The following is an 18,033-nucleotide window of genomic DNA, read 5'->3' on the forward strand; positions in this document are numbered from 1 at the left end:
CAGTTAGTTACTCCCGGCCTTTTTGGCCTCTTCCGCGGCCTTCTGGCGCTTGCGGACTTCTCTTGGATCATTGTAAGCGCGGCCCGGTGTTACAGGAACGTCGACTGCCGGTGCATCGGAAGGCTTTTCCTTGGCCGTTGCCTCAGGAGCGGAAGGCGTCTCTTCCTTCACTGGCTCTGCGGTTTTGGGCTCAACTTTTTCGGGCTCGGCTTTCTTGGGCTCGGCCTTCTCGGGGCTGGCCTGCGCTACTTCCGGCTGCTTTGGCTCCGGTTGAGCCTCGGGAGCCTTACGCTCTGATGCTACCTTTTCCTCCGCTGGCTTTTCGGCCTTCTCGGGTTGTGGTGCCTCCTCCGGTTCTACCTTGGCGGCTGGCGCTTCCTTGGGCTTTGCCGGCTGCTTCTTCGCCCGCGGCGCTTGTTCACCGTCGGCCGTGGCCCTGGACTCCGGCTTTGGCCTCGGAGCTGCCTCTTTTTTCTCGGGAGCCTGCTCAGTCACCGGCTTTGGCTCACCAGTGGCCTCGGTGGTTTTGGCAGGCTCTTTGTCTTTGGCTGCGCCTTGAGCCTGCTCGGTAACGTTTCCGCTGTTTCCCTCAGGCTTCTCAAGGGGTTCGGAGCTTTGTTCAGCCCTGGCGGGCTCGGCTTTTTCAGGTTTCGCTTGAACAGCTTCCTGCTTTTCAACCGAGCTGTCTGCAGCGGGTTTTGTTTCCACTACTGGTTTAGCTTCCGGCTTGCTCTCAGACGGCGCTTTGTCTGCCGATGCCTTTTCGGGCTTCTGCTCTTTTGCCGGCTCTTTCTGAGCAGCTTCCGGTTTCGGTGCTTCGCTGGCCGTCGGCGCAGTCTCGGCCCTGGTTTCGGGCTTGTCAGGCGCTTTGTTGACGGTTTCCTTTACCTGCTCGGCTTTCACTTCGGGTTTGGCATCGTCACGACCGTTTTCCGGCTGCGTGTCCTTCTGATGCTTCTCGCTACGCGCGGCTTTTCGATCAGCCGGAGAGGACGCGGGTGCTTCAGACGGAGAGCCGTCGCGGTTGCGCTGGCGACGTGGCTTTCTGCGTTTCTCTTCTGAACCGGTCTTGTCCGCTGGACCGGGCTTGGCTGCATTATCCTGCGGGCCCTGATCCTTCTGGTCCTTCTGCTCGCGATTATCCTTCGGGTCCCGCTGGGGCCTGTTGCGGCTGCGGCCCTGGTTGTCGCGACGGTTGTCACGGCGATTTTCAGAGCCTTTGTTATCGGCGCTCTTGTTGTCGCCTCCGCGATTATCCTGGCCTTTGTTTTCGGGTGCCTGGCGATTCTGGTTGCCACGGTTCTGGTCGTCGCTGCGGTTGCGGCCGCGTCCACGGTTGTCGTCACCACGGCCCTGCTGGCCGCCCTGGCGACGTTCGTTGCCACTGCGGGCGCCACCTGCACGCTGGTCATCGCCACGGGCTACCCGGGATTTGCGACGGTCCTGACGGCCCTGGTTGCGACGATCTTCGCGTTGGCTCTGGCTCTGCTCGCGATTCTCGACTTTCTGTTCTTCCTCGCCACTGAAGAAACCAGCGATCTTGCGTCCGAGCCGGCGGAAGAGGCCTTCTTCCTGCTCAGTGGTTTCATCAGCCTTCGGTGCGGCCGGGGCAGGCGCGGGCGCGGGTGCGGGTGCGCTCGGCCGGATCGCTTTTACCGCAGCCTGTTCGCGTACCGGCTTCTCAGGGGTCGGCGCCTCGAAGATTTCTTCTTCACGCTCGCTGTACTCCTGTGCCACCTGATGGCTGGAAATGTGCTCGGGCGTTGTTTCATCCTGACGCATCCGGATGATCTCGAAATGCGGTGTCTCCATATGCGGAACCGGCACCACGACAACGCTAACTTCCTGGCGGGCTTCAATGTCGGCCAGCTGCTTGCGCTTTTCGTTGAGCAGGAAAGTGGCGACGGAAACCGGCACAACGGCTCGTACTTCGCCGGTCTTGTCCTTTGACGATTCCTCGTAGATCAGGCGCATGATGCTCAGGGCGAGGGACTCGATGCCGCGAATGGTGCCCTGACCTTCACATCGGGGGCACACTTCGCTGCGAGTCTCTCCCAGGGACGGCCGCAGGCGCTGACGGGACATTTCCAGCAGGCCGAAGCGGGAGATCTTGCCCACCTGAACCCGGGCCCGGTCGATTTCCAGGGCCTCACGCATCTTCTGTTCAACTTCCCGCTGGTGCTTGGCTGGCGTCATGTCGATAAAGTCGATGACAATCAGTCCGCCCATGTCACGCAGGCGCAGCTGGCGGGCGATTTCCTCTGCCGCTTCCAGGTTGGTCTGGAGCGCGGTTTCCTCGATATCCTGGCCTTTTGTGGCGCGGGAAGAGTTGATGTCGATGGAAACCAGGGCCTCGGTCGGGTCAATCACGATGGAGCCGCCGGAGGGCAGTTTCACTTCCCGCTGGAAGGCGGTTTCGATCTGGCCTTCGATCTGATAGCGGCTGAACAGGGGGATTTCATCCTTGTACAGCTTGATCTTGTTTTCGAAGGTGGGCATGACCGCACGAACGAAATTCAGGACGTCCTCATAGACGCCATTGGCGTCAATGAGAACCTCGCCGATGTCCTGGCGAAGGTAGTCACGAACCGCACGGATTATAACGTTGCTTTCCTGGTGAATCAGGAAGGGGGCCTTGCGCTCGCCGGCGGCCTGAGTGATGGCCTCCCAGAATTGCACCAGGTAGTCCAGATCCCACTGAAGTTCTTCAGTGGTACGGCCGATGCCGGCGGTACGAACGATGATGCCCATGGATTTCGGCACCTGAACATCGTTCATCGCTTCTTTGAGCTGCGCCCGCTCATCGCCCTCAATGCGACGGGAGATGCCGCCAGCACGGGGGTTGTTGGGCATGAGTACCAGATAGCGACCTGCCAGGGAGATAAACGTGGTCAGGGCTGCGCCCTTGTTGCCACGCTCTTCCTTGTCGACCTGCACAATCACTTCCTGGCCTTCGGAAACAACGTCCTTGATGTTGATTTTGCCTTCGATCTGGCCGGGCGACTTCTTAAAGTATTCCTTGGAAATTTCCTTCAAAGGCAGAAAGCCGTGGCGCTCGGCGCCGAAATCCACAAACGCGGCCTCGAGACTGGGCTCGACCCGGGTAATGCGGCCCTTGTAGATATTGGCTTTCTTCTGCTCGCGGGAGCTGGATTCGATATCAAGGTCGAATAGACGCTGGCCGTCAACCAGGGCGACGCGCAACTCTTCGGGATGAGTTGCATTGATAAGCATTCTTTTCATGGAAAGAAAGAGTTCCTGTCGTTTAATTTGACAGAAAACCGGAGGGGATCGCATCAGCGAAACAGGATGTGCGTGCCGCGGGCCCTGTTACATCAAGGGCGGACCGGCGGCCAGACGAATCAGACCCTTCTGGGGTTTGATCCTTTCGGTCTGAGACCAACGCCGACGATCCGGCTGCCTGTGGGCAGGGAGAGGTCGTGTAAGGTTCGTGTCTGTTGACGCATGTCATCCGTTTTCAGGTTCACTCAGGTGCCTGGGTCTCACGTCGTATTCGTATGCTGGACGGCCCGGCCCTGGGTGGCAGTGATTCTTCGCGATGTCGCCCGCGGTTTTCCGCGCGGTTTTTCTCTCTCCCGGGTACAGGATGCAGCCTTTCGAAGATCTGTCCTGGTCCTCCGGGAGTATTTCTCGCGCCGTTCCCGGTAGTGATTGGGTGCACGGCGTTCAAACTCTCGAATAGTGTCGGTATACTTCTGCCGCTCCGGCTTCTGACTTGAGTTGGTCAGGCCGTAGACAAACGGCAAAGCACGCAGGAATATAACAGTATTCATGCAGCCGTTCAATCCTGCAGTCACTCCAGTAGCCAAGGAACTTCATGTCTCGAAAGTCTGCGAGCAGAAAGCCAGCCCAACCGCGGCCTGAGAGGGCAAAAAAAACCAGCAGGGCCGGCATTGAGAGTCAGGCTGTTCGTGGAGAAGTCCGTCAGGGCGTCCAGTGGGTTACCGTGGACGAAGACAACGATGGTCAGAGGGTGGATAACTTCCTTCTTGCCCAGCTTCGCGGTGTGCCCAAGAGCATTATTTATCGTGTCATCCGCAAGGGCGAGGTTCGGGTTAATAAAGGACGGGTCAAGCCGGATTCCCGGGTGAGAACTGGTGATCAGGTGCGTATTCCACCGATCACCCGAAAGGAAAAGCCGGATCAGGTGGCGCCCGGCACCCGGGTGCAGGGCGTGATGGAATCCGCGGTTGTTTTCGAGAACGAGCAGATGCTGGTGGTCAACAAACCGTCCGGTATCGCCGTACACGGCGGCAGCGGCCTGAGTTTCGGGTTGATCGAGGTGCTTCGTTCCGCTCGCCCGACGGCAAAGTTTCTGGAGCTCGTTCACCGTCTGGATCGGGATACGTCCGGACTGATTATGGTGGCCAAGAAGCGTTCGGCGCTTAGGTATCTTCAGGATGAGCTGCGGCAGAAACGAATCCGCAAGCATTACCATGCGCTGGTCTCCGGCGACTGGCCGGCCAGCGTCGACCGGGTGGATGTGCCTCTGCTGCGCTACGAGATGCCCAATGGCGAGCGTCGGGTGAAGGTTGACGCTGCCGGCAAGGCCTCGCTGACGACATTCCGCTGCCTCGAGCATTACGCGGGCTACAGCCTTGTCGAGGCGTCGCCAATTACCGGTCGTACGCACCAGATCCGCGTGCACAGCGCCTGGGCTGGTCATCCGATTGCGGGTGACGACAAGTATATGGATGATGTCAGCCTCAAGGCGTTCCGGTCCATTGGCGGGCAACGGCTGATGCTGCATGCGCGGGCCCTGGAGTTTACCTTGCCGGTCTCGGGTGAGGCTATGCGCCTTGAGGCGCCTTACGACGATGCATTCAATGACGTGCTCAGGAAACTTTCCGGGCGTCTTAAAGGAAACGATCAATGAACGTCAGAGTAGTAATTTTTGACTGGGACGGGACCCTGGTGGACTCGGTTGAGCATATTGCTGACAGCCTGCATCAGGCGGCAACCGAGCTGGGCTTTCCGGCCCTGGAGCGTGAGGCGTACCGGGATATTATCGGGCTTGGCATGGTCGAGGCGTTGGAGAAGCTTTATCCCGGTATCAGTCGGGAAGAAATGAACAGGATTCGCGACGGATACGGGCGCTATTTCTTCAGCAAGGTGACAACGCCGCAAAACGTGTTTGACGGTATGGCCGATGTGGTCGCGGATCTGCGAGGATCCGGTCGCAGTTGTTCCGTGGCAACCGGCAAGAGTCGGCGCGGGCTGGACTTTGCGCTGGCTTCCAGCGGTCTAGGCGACCACTTCGAGATCACCCGTTGTGCCGATGAGACACGCTCCAAGCCCGACCCCGCCATGCTTGAGGAGATTCTTCGTTTCTATCGCATTGAGCCCGAAGAGGCGGTGATGGTTGGCGATACCCGATACGACCTTGATATGGCCCGGCGTATCGGCATGCCCTCCATCGGCGTTGAGTGGGGTGTGCACAAGCGGGATGTGTTGGGTGAATATTCGCCCCATGCCATTGTTGAATCCGTGCCAGACCTCCGGCGGGTGCTGGGGCTGTGAACAGACCGAATTCATTGACGTTGCTGACAGGATGCGCACATGAGTGACTGGGAATCTGACAAGTCTGCCGATTGGGGTGACAAACCGGTGGAGCCTGAAAAAGAAAGTAAGCCGTTTTTCGGGCGCAAGTCACCGAAGCTTCCGCCCGAGTCCGGACGTGACTGGAAGCTCATCGAAAAACTCGTCATGTCGCTGCAGTCTGAGCAGCGCAAGAGCCGGCGCTGGGGTATCTTTTTCAAGTTCCTGACGTTTGGTTACCTGATTGCCTTGCTGTTTTTGATCAAGTTTCCCCTGGGCGATTCGCTGGAGGGTGTAACCGGCAAGCACACGGCTCTGGTAGAAATAAACGGTCCGATCGCTGCCGACGAGCTGGCCAGTGCAGACAATATTGTAGGTTCTCTGCGAACAGCCTTCGAAGAGCCAAACTCGGTAGCCGTGATTCTTCGCATCAACAGCCCGGGTGGCAGCCCGGTGCAGTCCGGGTATGTCTACGATGAGATCAAGCGCCTGCGGGAGGAATACCCCGAGAAAAAGGTCTACGCCGTGATCTCGGATATCGGCGCTTCCGGGGCCTATTACATTGCTGCGGCCGCGGATGAAATCTACGCCAACCGGGCCAGCCTTGTCGGCTCGATTGGGGTGGTGGCCGGTGGTTTCGGCTTTACCGAGGTTATGGAGAAGATCGGCGTGGATCGCCGTCTCTACACGGCCGGTGAGAACAAGGCGTTCCTTGATCCGTTTTCGCCGGAGCAGGAAGAGGAAGTCACTTTCTGGCAGAGTGTCCTGGAAAACACCCACCAGCAGTTTATCGAAGCGGTCAAGCAAGGGCGTGGTGATCGCCTGGCGGATGATGAGCGTCTGTTCAGCGGGCTGGTCTGGAGTGGCGAGCAGGCCGTTGAGCTTGGCCTGGCTGATGGGCTCGGCAGCGCATCACACGTTGCCAGGCAGATCATAGGTCAGGAGGAACTGGTGGACTACAGCCGTCGCAAATCGCCGTTCCAGGATATTGTTGATCAGCTTGGCGTCGCCTTTGGCGAGGGTTTTGCCAGTCAACTGGTCGAGTCCCGGCTCGAGCTTCGGTAATGCCTTATGAGGCAGGCCGGTTTTCCAGCAGGGGATTCCGGCCCCATTGCCTCAGCAGATCGTTCAGGGCAATAAGAGGAAGGCCCACCAGGCTGTTCGGGTCCCGGCCCTCAAGGGCCTCGAACAGAGTAATGCCGAGGCCTTCCATCTTGAAGCTGCCGGCGCAGTCGTAAGGTTTCTCCCGCAGTAGGTAGGCTTCTATCTCCTCATCAGCCAGTTCCCGGAACCTGACGTTAAACGGCTCGCAAAGGCTGTCGATTTTGCCGGAATCGGAGTCGAGCAGCGCCAGGCCTGTAAGAAACAGTACCCTGTGACCACTGCTCTGGCGTAACTGCTCTGTCGCCATTTCGTGGTTGCCGGGCTTGCTCAGTACCGAGCCGTCGGGCAGGCAGGCGACCTGGTCCGAGCCGATGATCCAGTGGCCGGGGAACCGGTCCGCCAATTCGCGGGCCTTGCTCTCGGCCAGACGTGTTGCCAGGGCCTCGCCGGCCTCGCCTTCATTGGGTGATTCGTCGATATCCGGGCTTGCGCAGGTGAACGGCAAGCCAAGCCGCTCCAGGAGCGCTCTCCGGTACGGTGATGAAGACGCCAGTAAAAGCGGTTTTGGGGGCATTGATTGAGTCCTTTAAGTACCTGGCCGGTGCATCTGTTGTGCGATTATCGTAAATTACACCTATCTGCACTGGAACCCCCGTGAAAAAGCAACGAAGTCTTTGACAGCGGCCGGCTGCGCCCCTAAAATTGCGCGCCTATGTCAAACGCGTCCAACGCCGAGTTGCCCAAATCTGTTGATCCTTACCGGTTAGCGGAACATAACAGCACACTGGAGGGAGTGATTCCCATCAGCGGGCTTGGCCGTTTTCGGGAATCCGTTCTCGGGTTTTCGGAAGGTGCTGCGTGCCGGGTCAAACTGTCTTTTTTTATGGATGGTGAGCGTCGTCGCGTTGTTTCGGGCGAGCTGGCGGCCCCGGTTGATCTGGAGTGTCAGCGGTGCATGGGCGCCATGAGCGTGACTCTGGTCTCCGAGTTCAAGCTGGGTCTTGTTACCAGTGACGAGCAGGCGCAACAGCTGCCGAAAGAGCTCGAGCCGTTTTTGACCGATGATTTTACGGCGGACCTCTGGTCGATGGTGGAAGACGAGCTGTTGCTGGTTTTGCCGCCGTTTCCGCTTCACGAACGGGACCAGTGTCCTGCCCGGGAAGATCTGGAAGCCTACGAGCCTGACAGCTCCGGGGCAGAGCCGGTGAGAAAGTCGGGTGAGAATCCGTTCAGTGTCCTGGCGGATCTCAAGAAGACAAAGCATTAACCGGGCGTGGGTCGTCCCTCGGGAGACCGGCGCACATTTAACGAACAGACGTTACTTATTCAGCAATACAAGTTTACGTTAACAGGTCAGGAGCATAATCATGGCTGTACAGCAAAACCGTAAGACCCGTTCCAAGCGTGGCATGCGCCGTTCACACGACGCCCTGAGCGCCGCTGCTCTGAGCACCGATGCGACTACTGGTGAAGTTCATCGTCGTCACCACGTGTCTCCGGACGGCTTCTACCGCGGCAAGCAGGTAATCGAAGCACGCGACGAGTAATCTCGTTGCCGCTATGCACCGTCCCGAATCGGATGGCAGAACGGTGAAGCCGGTCACCATCACGATTGATGCAATGAGTGGCGACCGCGGCGCTGCCGTCGTGGTTGCCGCATCGCTGCGGGCGGTGCGTGAAAACGAAGCCTTGAGCATCGTTCTGGTGGGAATCCGGAGCGAGCTTGAGGCTTTAGTGCGTGAGGGGCACGCCCGAATTCGCATTGTCGAGGCGGCAGACGTTGTTCGGATGAACGAGCGCCCCTCCCACGCTCTCCGCCACAAGAAAAACTCTTCCATGGCCATCGCCCTGAGTCTTGTTCGCGATGGCGAAGCCCAAGGCTGTGTCAGTGCCGGTAACACCGGTGCATTAATGGCGTTCGGGCGCACTATTATCCGCATGTATCCGGGTATCGAGCGCCCGGCTATTGCCAAACTGATTCCCTCGCTCAGGGGGCGCTGTCACGTCCTTGATCTCGGCGCCAATGTCGACTCAACCGCCGAGAATCTCTATCAGTATGCCCTGATGGGGTCCCTGATGGCCTCTGCGATCTGCAGCCAGGCGGAACCAAGGGTCGCTCTTCTGAACGTCGGTGAGGAAGAGATAAAGGGCAATGAACAGGTCCGGCTGGCGTCTCATATGCTGGCCCAGTGCGATACCATCAACTACATCGGTTATGTGGAAGGTAGCGATCTGTTCCGGGACGTCGCCGATGTGGTCGTCTGTGATGGCTTTGTCGGCAATATAGCCCTGAAAACCGGCGAGGGTGTTGCCGGTCTCCTCATAGAGCTGATGGAGCAGGCCTTCACACGAAATCTCTACGGCCGACTGGTCGGCCTGCTGGCTCGTCCGATTATTGGTCGGCTTCTGCAATTGATGGATCCTTCCCGACACAACGGTGCCAGTTTGCTCGGTCTCCAGGGCGTGGTGATCAAAAGTCATGGCAACGCCAACGAGCGGGCCATGTTGTCGGCCATTCGACAGGCCGTTCGGGAAGTTGAGCTGGAAGTACCCCGCCGTATCAACGAGCGTCTCGACGATCTCATGCTTTGAGTGCCTGAGACTAAAGTCTGTCCCGGTTTGGCCACGCATTCGCGGATAATTGGCCTAACTTGTACTATTGGCTAATCTCACGTAACCACCCAATGACGATAAGATCCCGCTTATGAAATCAGCCTTTATTTTTCCAGGACAAGGGTCGCAATCGGTGGGCATGCTTTCGGCTGCCGCTGAAGCTTGGCCCATCATCGACAGAACCTTTTCCGAAGCCTCCAATGTTCTCGGCTATGACCTCTGGGATCTCTGCCAGAAGGGACCGGCGGAGGAATTGAATAAAACCATGGTGACGCAGCCTGCGCTCCTGACGGCCAGTATTGCCCTCTGGCGGCAGTGGTTTGTTGCCGGCGGTGGTTCTCCCGATTTTCTCGCCGGTCACAGTCTGGGAGAGTACAGCGCCCTGGTGGCGGCAGAGAGCCTCGATTTTGTTGAAGCGGTCAAACTGGTTCGCCTGCGCGGTGAGCTCATGCAGGACGCTGTGCCGGCTGGAGAAGGGAAGATGGCAGCCATCCTTGGTCTTGAGGATGATGCCGTTGTGGCAGCCTGCCAGGATGCGGCACAGGGCGATGTGGTATCTGCGGTAAACTTCAATGCCCCTGGTCAGGTGGTGATCGCTGGCTCGGCAGCAGCAGTTGAGCGGGCTATTGAAGCGTGCAAGGAGAAAGGCGCGAAGAAGGCCATGCCATTGCCTGTAAGCGTGCCATCCCATTGCGCGCTTATGAAAGGCGCCGCAGAGGAATTGGCAAAAGCGCTGGAAGACGTGCGTTTTAATGATGCTGTCATCCCGGTTATACAGAATGTTAACGCCGCTGCAGAGACTGAATCCGCTACACTGAAGGCCAATTTGCTCAAGCAGCTTTATTCACCGGTGCTCTGGACAGATTCAGTTCGAACGCTTGTTGCCAATGGTGTTGAAGTTGCAGTCGAGTGTGGCACCGGCAAAGTGTTGGCGGGGCTTGCCAAACGTATCGACCGGGCTCTGGCTGTTCATAGTATCGAAGACCCGGACTCGCTGGCGAAGGCGCTGGACGCTTTCGGTCAGTCTTGAAACGAAAGGGAGTTATTCATGTCTCTGGAAGGTAAAACCGCACTGGTCACCGGTGCTACCCGCGGTATTGGTCAGGCCATTGCCCGTGCGCTGGCCGCGCAGGGTGCCGAAGTTGTCGGAACAGCTACCAGTGAAGCCGGTGCAGAATCCATCACCAACGATCTCCAGTCGGCCGGTTACAAGGGTTACGGCATGGTCATGAACGTTGCAGACCCTGCCAGCATTGAAGCCGGTTTGAAGGAGTTGACCGAAAAATCAGGGGCGCCCCTGATTCTGGTCAACAATGCCGGCATTACCCGTGATAACCTCCTGATGCGGTTGAAAGATGATGACTGGGCCTCGGTTCTGGAAACCAATCTGTCCAGCGTCTATCGGACCAGCAAGGCGGTGCTTCGTGGCATGGCCAAGGCCAAATGGGGCCGGATTATCAATATCAGCTCCGTGGTTGCCGGTATGGGCAATGCGGGGCAGGGCAATTACTGCGCCGCCAAGGCCGGGGTTGAAGGTTTTACCCGAAGCCTGGCCAAGGAAATGTCGAACCGCGGTATCACTGCAAATTGTGTGGCTCCCGGATTTATTGACACGGATATGACAAAAAAACTGGACGACAAGCAGCGCGGGGCTATGCTGGAAATCATACCCGCGGGTCGTCTGGGTGAGCCGGAAGAAGTGGCAGCCGTGGTTGCCTTCCTGGCATCAGATGCAGCCGGATACGTGACGGGTGAAACCATCAACGTGAACGGCGGAATGTACATGGGATAAGCCCCTTTCGGGGTCTGTGCGCAACCCCTTGTCGCACAACATGTTTATCAGAATCCCTGCTTGTTTGCAGGTAGGGTTTAAACTAAACTGGCAGCATTAGAGTTGCTTGGTTGACACACAAAGTGAGGACATTATGAGTACAGTTGAAGAGCGCGTGAAGAAGATCGTTTGTGAACAGTTGGGCGTGAAAGAGTCCGAAGTTCAGAACTCATCTTCTTTTGTAGAGGATCTTGGCGCTGACTCACTGGACACCGTTGAGCTGGTTATGGCACTTGAAGAGGAGTTTGAAACCGAGATTCCTGACGAGGAAGCCGAGAAGCTGACAAGTGTTCAGGACGCGATCGACTACATCGTCGCGCATACCTGATACTCTGCATTTAAGAAAGCCAGGCCAAAAGCCGTCCTTGTGAAATAGCGAGGGACGGCTTTTTTATTGGCCGAAAATCAGGTTCAATCGGCGTTCAGATTCATTCGGACAAGATCAGGTGCAACAGGTTATGACTAAACGGCGAGTTGTCATCACAGGTATGGGCATGCTGTCTCCAGTCGGCAATAGCGTGGAGTCGTCCTGGGAAGCGATTCGGGCCGGGCGCAGCGGGATTGGTATGATCGACCGCTTTGACGCGTCTGCCTACAACACCAGAATTGGTGGGGCCATCCGGGATCTGGACATGGAATCCTACCTGTCCCCGAAGGATGCCAGAAAGCTTGATGCCTTTATCCATTATGGCCTGATTGCTGCGCAGCAGGCTGTTGACAGCAGTGGCCTGGAGTCGTTTGAGAAGCTTGATCGGGAGCGAGTGGGTATTGCTATCGGCTCCGGGATTGGCGGCCTTGAGTACATAGAGAAGAGCGTCCTGACCATGGACAAGTCGGGGCCCCGAAAGGTTTCCCCGTTTTTCGTGCCTGCTTCTGTCATCAACATGATCTCCGGCAATGCCGCGATCCGTTTCGGATACCGTGGCCCCAACATTGCGATCGTGACAGCCTGCACTACCGGCACCCACAACATTGGTTACGCGGCCCGCACGATTGCCTATGGCGACGCCGATGTCATGCTGGCAGGTGGCTCGGAAATGGCGACGACGCGTACCGGTATGGCTGCGTTTTCGGCTGCGCGGGCTCTGTCCACTCGTAACGATGAACCGGAAAAGGCCAGCCGCCCCTGGGATAAAGACCGGGACGGCTTTGTGCTCAGCGATGGCGCCGGTGTCGTTGTGCTTGAAGAGCTTGAACATGCGAAGGAGCGGGGCGCCACCATATATGGCGAAGTTGTTGGTTTTGGTATGAGCGACGATGCCCACCACATTACAGCGCCGCCCGAAGATGGCGAGGGCGCCGCCCGATCCATGGCGAACGCAGTTCGTGATGCCGGCCTTGATCTGGAAGAAATCGACTACATCAACGCCCACGGCACCTCCACCCAGGTTGGTGACGTGGCCGAAGTGGCTGCAGTTCGTCGGGTGTTCGGCGCGCATGCCGAAAAGCTGGCCATGAGCAGCACCAAGTCCATGACAGGTCACCTGCTTGGAGCTGCCGGTGCTGTGGAAGCGATTTTCTCGGTTCTGGCGATTCGGGATGGTGTCCTGCCGCCCACCATCAATCTCGACAATCCGGATGAGGGTTGCGATCTGGACCTAGTGGCACACACGAGCCGTAAGGCGGATGTGCGGGTAGCCCTATCCAACTCCTTCGGGTTCGGTGGTACCAACGGCACCCTGATTTTCCGTCGCTACGAAGGCTGACCCTCGCCGTGTTTCGTCTTTTCTGGGCTGACGACGGTGGCTTGCCCGCCAATGACCGGGGTCTGGCCTATGGAGACGGGCTGTTCGAAACCATTCGGATGTCCGGTCAGAAGGGGGTTCTTCTATCCCGCCACCTGGAGCGAATGGCGCGCGACGCCGGCCGATTGGGTATCGAGGTGTCGCGCAAAGAGCTTGCCAGCGTTTGCGTTGAGGCGGGGGAGCGTTTTGCGGATCGCTTCGAGGGCGACGGCTGGGTTCTGAAGCTGATCCTGACCCGCGGCAGTGGCGGTCGAGGGTATCGCCCTGATCCAGGGATGGAGCCCAATTTGGTGGTTTCGGCATCGGCTTTGCCGCCGACACCGGACCCTGATGGTGTCGCCGTTGATTTCTCCAAGGTAACTCTGGCGGTTAATCCGTTATTGGCCGGGGTCAAGTCGCTGAACCGGATGGAGCAGGTCCTGGCGGCCGCCGAGCTCAAGCCATCGCTGTTCGAGGTCATCATGGCCGATCGTGAGGGAAACCTGGTCGAAGGTACTCGTACCAACATCCTGCTGCGGCAGTCTGATGGATGGGTGACGCCGCCGGCGTCGAGTCTGGCGGTTGCCGGTGTTCTGAGGCAGTGGCTGCTGGAGCGTCTGAGGCAGAGAGGCGAGCCGGTAACAGAGCGCCCCGTCACTGTGCCCGATGTACTGGGTCCCGATTGTCAGGGAATGTTTCTCCTGAACAGCGTTCTGGGCATTGTTCCGGTTCTCACTATTGCCGGCCATGATTTGCCTGTGGATAGCGGACTTGCGACAATCTTCAATCCTCTCGAAACACTGGAATAAATCGTTTGCTCAAGAAGTTATTGCTTGCGTGCGTTTGTGTTGCTGTCCTCGCGTCTGCGGGGTCCGGGCTGTGGGTCTGGCAGGGGCTACAAGGCTTGAAAAAGCCGGTGGTGCTTGAAGAACCGCTACTGTTTGACGTTCCCCAGGGCAGTTCATTTATTGAAGTCGTTGGTCGACTCGAAGCTGAGGGGTTGGTTTCAGACCGGCTCTGGCTGAGATTATATGGTCGGCTGGAGCCCGAGCAGACGCGGATCAAGGCCGGTCAGTACGAGTTTCTCGATGGCATGAGCCCCAGAGACATGATCGGTGTCATGGTGTCGGGAGACACCAAACACTGGTACGTCCAGTTTATAGAAGGCTGGACCTTCAAGGATATGCGAGCGGCCCTCGCTCGTGCGGAGCGGCTGGAAAAGGTCACCGACGAGTGGACCAGTGAGCAGATAATGGCGGCTGTTGGTGCAGAAGGCGAGCATCCTGAAGGTCGATTCTTCCCCGATACCTACGCCTTTACCAGTAGCGAGACCGATCTGGATTTGTTGAAGCGGGCCTTCAGCCGGATGGAGACAGTACTGGCGGAGGAATGGGCGGCTCGGGAAGAGGGGCTGCCCTACGATAATCCGTATGAAGCCCTGATCATGGCATCAATTGTGGAGCGAGAAACCGGCGCGCCTCATGAGCGGGAGCAGGTTGCTGGCGTGTTTGTCCGTCGCCTGCAAAAGGGAATGCGACTGCAGACCGACCCCACGGTCATTTACGGCATGGGCGACAGTTATCAGGGACGTATCGGTCGGAAGGATCTGCGTACCTACACACCTTACAACACGTACAGGATCGACGGCCTGCCACCCACGCCCATTGCGCTTCCGGGTCGTGAGGCCATTCATGCGACCCTGCACCCGGATGACGGTGACGCCCTGTACTTCGTTGCCCGGGGGGATGGCACCCACAAATTCTCGCGCACGCTCGCAGAGCATCAGAAAGCCGTACGTGAGTATCAGTTGAACAGGCGTGAAGACTACCGCTCTTCACCGGCGCCAAAAAACACTGATTCTGATAAGGATGCCGGATGACAGTGCGAGGGCAGTTCATAACCTTCGAAGGCACGGAAGGGGTCGGCAAATCGACCCAGCTGGCGAATGCAGCCGACACGCTCGCTGGACTGGGCGTCGATTATATCGTCACCCGTGAGCCGGGCGGCACGCCCATGGCTGAGGCTGTTCGCGAGCTTTTGCTGGCGCCCAGGAATGAACCGGTCAACGAAATCACAGAGTTGCTGCTGATGTTTGCCGCCAGGGCCCAGCATCTGCATACCCGAATCCTGCCAGCGCTTGAGCAGGGCCAGTGGGTCTTATGCGACCGTTTCACCGATGCGACCTTTGCCTATCAGGGCGGGGGGCGTGGTGTTCCAGAGGAGCGAATTGCGCTTCTTGAAACACTGGTTCAGGGTGATATCCGCCCAGACCATGTGATTGTCCTTGATGCCCCGGTGGACACCGGGATGGCCAGAGCCCGAAAGAGGGGCGACCTCGATCGTTTTGAACAGGAGGATCTGGAATTCTTTCAGCGAATCAGGGAGACCTATCTCGCTCGCGCCATGGCCCAGCCCTCCAGGTATCACGTGATTGACGCTGCACGCCCGCTGGCCGAGGTTTCCGTGCAGGTTTCGGGATTGTTGAATCACTGGCTAAGCCGTTCATAGGCTGACTGAAAACTGTGAGTTTTCCCTCGAGTTTCAGTTCCATTCGTGCACTTTCTGTAATGTTCTGCTTTAATTGAGGAACATTCTCAGTTAAACGCTGGCAGTTTTAATGGTTAACGCGAAACTTCTGAAGCTTCCCATGGCCGCGCACCAGCACCGGCATGAACACCACCAGATTGTCATTGGGGTGCGTGGCGAAGCCGAGTTGAGCGTCGACGGAGCCGGGGCTCAACTGGACACCTGGAGAGCTTGTCTGGTGCCCACGGAAGCCCGCCACGATTATCGCGGTAACGACAAGAATCATGTTCTTGTCATCAATCTTGATCCGCTCACTCCAGCCGTCAACTCGCCAGCACACGCCGATTACGAGCGCATGATGCGGGTTTTTGAAAAGCCGCGGACCCTCCAAATGGACAGTCGTTTGCACGGGCTGGTTCAGTTTGCCGCCGGCGAGTTCGACCGGGCACCGGATCATATTACGCTTCAGCAACACCTTGCTTCGAGCATTCTGTACTGCATGGCCGATCGTATTACCGAAGGCCGTTCGTTCTCCTCAAACCGGAATGCCATCAGCCCTGAGGCAGTCCGTCGTTACATTCTCAAAAATCTCCACAAAAAGATCACCGTCGAAGATATGGCAGGAGAGGCTTGCCTGAGTGTTAGCCGTTTCCATGAGGTGTTCAGAGAGTTGGCAGGCATAACGCCCCACCAGTTCCTGTTACAGACACGCCTCGATCAGGCCGCTACCCTCCTTTCTACAACGACCCTTACGGTGTCTGAAATCAGTTACCGAACCGGTTTCTCATCTCAAAGTGCACTGACAAATGCACTGCGTAAATACAAAGGGACTACGCCCTCACGACTGCAGGTTGGTGACCGAGTGGCCTGATTTGGCATGCCGGTTTCCCAGTCCCGTAGGATTGTGCAAAAGAATCGTAGGATTTCGTAAGCCCGGAATCCGTACTAATACTAAGTTATAGCGACTGAGCCCCGGTCTCATGCATGCGTGCGGGGCGCGAGTCGCAATCCTTCTTTGTGTGCTCAGGTTCAGGAAGTTGTTACAAGGAAAATTCCTGCTTCAATCGAGATGGAACTTGGAAAGAAAAGAAGAATAGTGCAGCGAGTTGGCGTCAGGCCAGCCATGTGCTTTGCGAGCGGACCTGGTCCGACTCATTAAACCGGAGGAGCCCCTATGGCTATTGGTGTTTGGATAAGTCTCTTTTTATATTTCGCGCTCATGATTGCCATTGGCGTTTTCGCAATGCGCAGAGCGACGTCTTCCTCTGAGGACTATATGTTGGGCGGTCGCGCCCTGAGTCCAAAGGTGGCAGCGCTTTCCGCTGGTGCTTCTGACATGAGTGGCTGGTTGCTCCTGGGTCTGCCCGGGGCGCTGTTTGCGTCGGGTTTGGGATCGGCCTGGATCGGTATTGGTCTGCTCGTGGGGGCATTCTTCAACTGGACACTGGTCGCCCCGCGTCTTCGTGAACAGACGGTTCACTATGGCAATGCGATTACTATCCCGTCTTTCCTGGCGAACCGCTTTCCGACACAGGCCCTGTCCCTGCGTACGGTGTCGGCCATCGTCATCGTGATCTTCTTCGCGGTTTATACGGCATCCGGCCTCGTCGCCGGTGGCAAGCTGTTCGAAAGCGCGTTTTCCGGCATTTTCAACTTTGGTGGTTTGAGCGATTACGCCGTAGGTATTGTGATCACCCTCGGTGTGGTTCTGGCATACACCGTGGTGGGCGGTTTCCTGGCGGTGAGTCTGACCGATTTTGTTCAGGGCTGTATCATGATGCTGGCGCTGGTCATCATGCCGGCGGTCGTACTCTTTGGTGAAGGCGGCGGGGGTTTTGCCCAGGCGTCGCAAACACTGAATGAGGTCGATCCCACCTTGCTGTCCTGGACGGAAGGGCTGACCTTCATCGGCTGGCTCTCTGCGGTTACCTGGGGCCTGGGTTACTTTGGTCAGCCCCACATCATTGTGCGTTTCATGGCCATCCGCACCCTGAAAGATGTACCGGTTGCCCGGAACATCGGTATGAGCTGGATGCTGATTTCCCTGATCGGCGCGATTTCACTGGGTGTGTTCGGTCGCGCGTACGCCATCCGAAATGGCATGGACGTACAGGATCCGGAAACCATCTTTATTATCCTGTCAGACATGCTGTTCCATCCGCTGATTACTGGCTTCCTGTACGCGGCCCTGCTGGCGGCGGTGATGAGTACCATCTCCAGTCAGTTGCTGGTGTCGTCTTCTTCGCTGACAGAGGACTTCTATCGCCTGTTCCTGCGTAAGGAAGCAAGCGACAAGGAATGCGTGAATGTTGGCCGTGTGTGCGTTGTCCTCGTTGGCCTGGTCGCTGCCGTTATCGCATCCGATCCTAACTCTCAGGTTCTGGCTCTGGTGGCTAACGCGTGGGCTGGCTTCGGTGCCGCATTTGGCCCGCTGATCATCCTTTCACTGATGTGGCCGCGCACTAACGGTGCTGGCGCCATCGCCGGTATGGTTGTCGGTGCTGCCACCGTTATGATCTGGATCTCACTGGGATGGAACGGCGAGTTCATGGGTGGTCCCGGTGTTTACGAGATCATTCCGGGCTTCATTGCCTCCATGATCGCGATACTGGTGGTGAGCAGTGCCACTGCCGATGCGGGTGAGTACCAGCACATCGAGCGGTAAAGAAGAACGCT

The 18,033-nt window shown here is 57.7% G+C and carries 17 protein-coding genes; 15 read left to right on the top strand and 2 right to left on the bottom strand.

The window, feature by feature from the left end; all coding sequences use genetic code 11:
* Positions 1-3: 3 nt before the first annotated feature.
* Positions 4-3,243, bottom strand: a complete 3,240-nt coding sequence (gene rne, locus CFB02_RS03840; RefSeq protein WP_088556948.1) for a ribonuclease E — start codon at positions 3,241-3,243, stop codon at positions 4-6.
* Positions 3,244-3,838: 595 nt separating this feature from the next.
* Between rne and rluC the strand changes: the two genes are divergently transcribed.
* From rluC to CFB02_RS03855, 3 genes are read left to right on the top strand one after another with little or no spacing between them, the layout of a single operon-like run.
* Positions 3,839-4,897 (top strand): 23S rRNA pseudouridine(955/2504/2580) synthase RluC, encoded by a 1,059-nt coding sequence (rluC, locus tag CFB02_RS03845; protein WP_088556949.1) that lies wholly within the window; start codon positions 3,839-3,841, stop codon positions 4,895-4,897.
* Positions 4,894-5,541 (top strand): HAD family hydrolase, encoded by a 648-nt coding sequence (locus CFB02_RS03850; protein WP_088556950.1) that lies wholly within the window; start codon positions 4,894-4,896, stop codon positions 5,539-5,541. The genes rluC and CFB02_RS03850 overlap by 4 nt, the downstream gene beginning before the upstream one ends.
* A 39-nt stretch (positions 5,542-5,580) precedes the next feature.
* Positions 5,581-6,624, top strand: coding sequence for a S49 family peptidase (locus tag CFB02_RS03855; protein WP_014577547.1), 1,044 nt, complete (start codon positions 5,581-5,583; stop codon positions 6,622-6,624).
* A gap of 4 nt (positions 6,625-6,628) precedes the next feature.
* On the opposite strand, the gene CFB02_RS03860 is transcribed toward CFB02_RS03855, so the two are convergent.
* Complete coding sequence (locus tag CFB02_RS03860) at positions 6,629-7,237, bottom strand: Maf family protein (protein WP_088556951.1); 609 nt, start codon at positions 7,235-7,237, stop codon at positions 6,629-6,631.
* Between the two features lie 138 nt (positions 7,238-7,375).
* Here CFB02_RS03860 and CFB02_RS03865 point away from each other — a divergent pair, with 138 nt between their 5' ends.
* From CFB02_RS03865 to putP, 12 genes are all read left to right on the top strand, one after another.
* Entirely contained in the window at positions 7,376-7,930 is a 555-nt protein-coding gene (locus CFB02_RS03865) for a YceD family protein (RefSeq protein ID WP_008174965.1), read from the top strand.
* Between the two features lie 100 nt (positions 7,931-8,030).
* Positions 8,031-8,210, top strand: coding sequence for a 50S ribosomal protein L32 (rpmF, locus tag CFB02_RS03870; RefSeq protein ID WP_008174968.1), 180 nt, complete (start codon positions 8,031-8,033; stop codon positions 8,208-8,210).
* A gap of 13 nt (positions 8,211-8,223) precedes the next feature.
* Positions 8,224-9,255 carry a phosphate acyltransferase PlsX gene (gene plsX, locus CFB02_RS03875; protein ID WP_088556952.1) on the top strand — a complete coding sequence of 344 codons (1,032 nt, stop codon included), beginning with the start codon at positions 8,224-8,226 and terminating at the stop codon, positions 9,253-9,255.
* A 112-nt stretch (positions 9,256-9,367) separates the two neighbouring features.
* Positions 9,368-10,306, top strand: a complete 939-nt coding sequence (fabD, locus tag CFB02_RS03880) for an ACP S-malonyltransferase (RefSeq protein WP_088556953.1) — start codon at positions 9,368-9,370, stop codon at positions 10,304-10,306.
* A gap of 18 nt (positions 10,307-10,324) precedes the next feature.
* The gene (fabG, locus tag CFB02_RS03885) at positions 10,325-11,068 is read left to right on the top strand and encodes a 3-oxoacyl-ACP reductase FabG (protein WP_008174974.1); all 744 of its coding nucleotides are present in this window, start codon (positions 10,325-10,327) and stop codon (positions 11,066-11,068) included.
* 133 nt (positions 11,069-11,201) lie between these two features.
* On the top strand, positions 11,202-11,435 hold the full coding sequence (gene acpP / locus CFB02_RS03890) for an acyl carrier protein (protein ID WP_008174976.1): 234 nt from the start codon (positions 11,202-11,204) through the stop codon (positions 11,433-11,435).
* Between the two features lie 130 nt (positions 11,436-11,565).
* Positions 11,566-12,813, top strand: coding sequence for a beta-ketoacyl-ACP synthase II (gene fabF / locus CFB02_RS03895; protein ID WP_088556954.1), 1,248 nt, complete (start codon positions 11,566-11,568; stop codon positions 12,811-12,813).
* Between the two features lie 8 nt (positions 12,814-12,821).
* Positions 12,822-13,640, top strand: coding sequence for an aminodeoxychorismate lyase (pabC, locus tag CFB02_RS03900; RefSeq protein WP_088556955.1), 819 nt, complete (start codon positions 12,822-12,824; stop codon positions 13,638-13,640).
* A 5-nt stretch (positions 13,641-13,645) separates the two neighbouring features.
* Entirely contained in the window at positions 13,646-14,710 is a 1,065-nt protein-coding gene (mltG, locus tag CFB02_RS03905; RefSeq protein WP_088556956.1) for an endolytic transglycosylase MltG, read from the top strand.
* Positions 14,707-15,339 (top strand): dTMP kinase, encoded by a 633-nt coding sequence (gene tmk, locus CFB02_RS03910; protein ID WP_088556957.1) that lies wholly within the window; start codon positions 14,707-14,709, stop codon positions 15,337-15,339. The genes mltG and tmk overlap by 4 nt, the downstream gene beginning before the upstream one ends.
* Before the next feature lie 109 nt (positions 15,340-15,448).
* Positions 15,449-16,228 carry an AraC family transcriptional regulator gene (locus tag CFB02_RS03915; RefSeq protein WP_088556958.1) on the top strand — a complete coding sequence of 260 codons (780 nt, stop codon included), beginning with the start codon at positions 15,449-15,451 and terminating at the stop codon, positions 16,226-16,228.
* Between the two features lie 303 nt (positions 16,229-16,531).
* Positions 16,532-18,022, top strand: coding sequence for a sodium/proline symporter PutP (gene putP / locus CFB02_RS03920; protein ID WP_088556959.1), 1,491 nt, complete (start codon positions 16,532-16,534; stop codon positions 18,020-18,022).
* The last annotated feature ends 11 nt before the right edge of the window (positions 18,023-18,033 follow it).

The sequence above is a fragment of the Marinobacter sp. es.042 genome, assembly GCF_900188315.1.
Lineage (GTDB): Bacteria > Pseudomonadota > Gammaproteobacteria > Pseudomonadales > Oleiphilaceae > Marinobacter.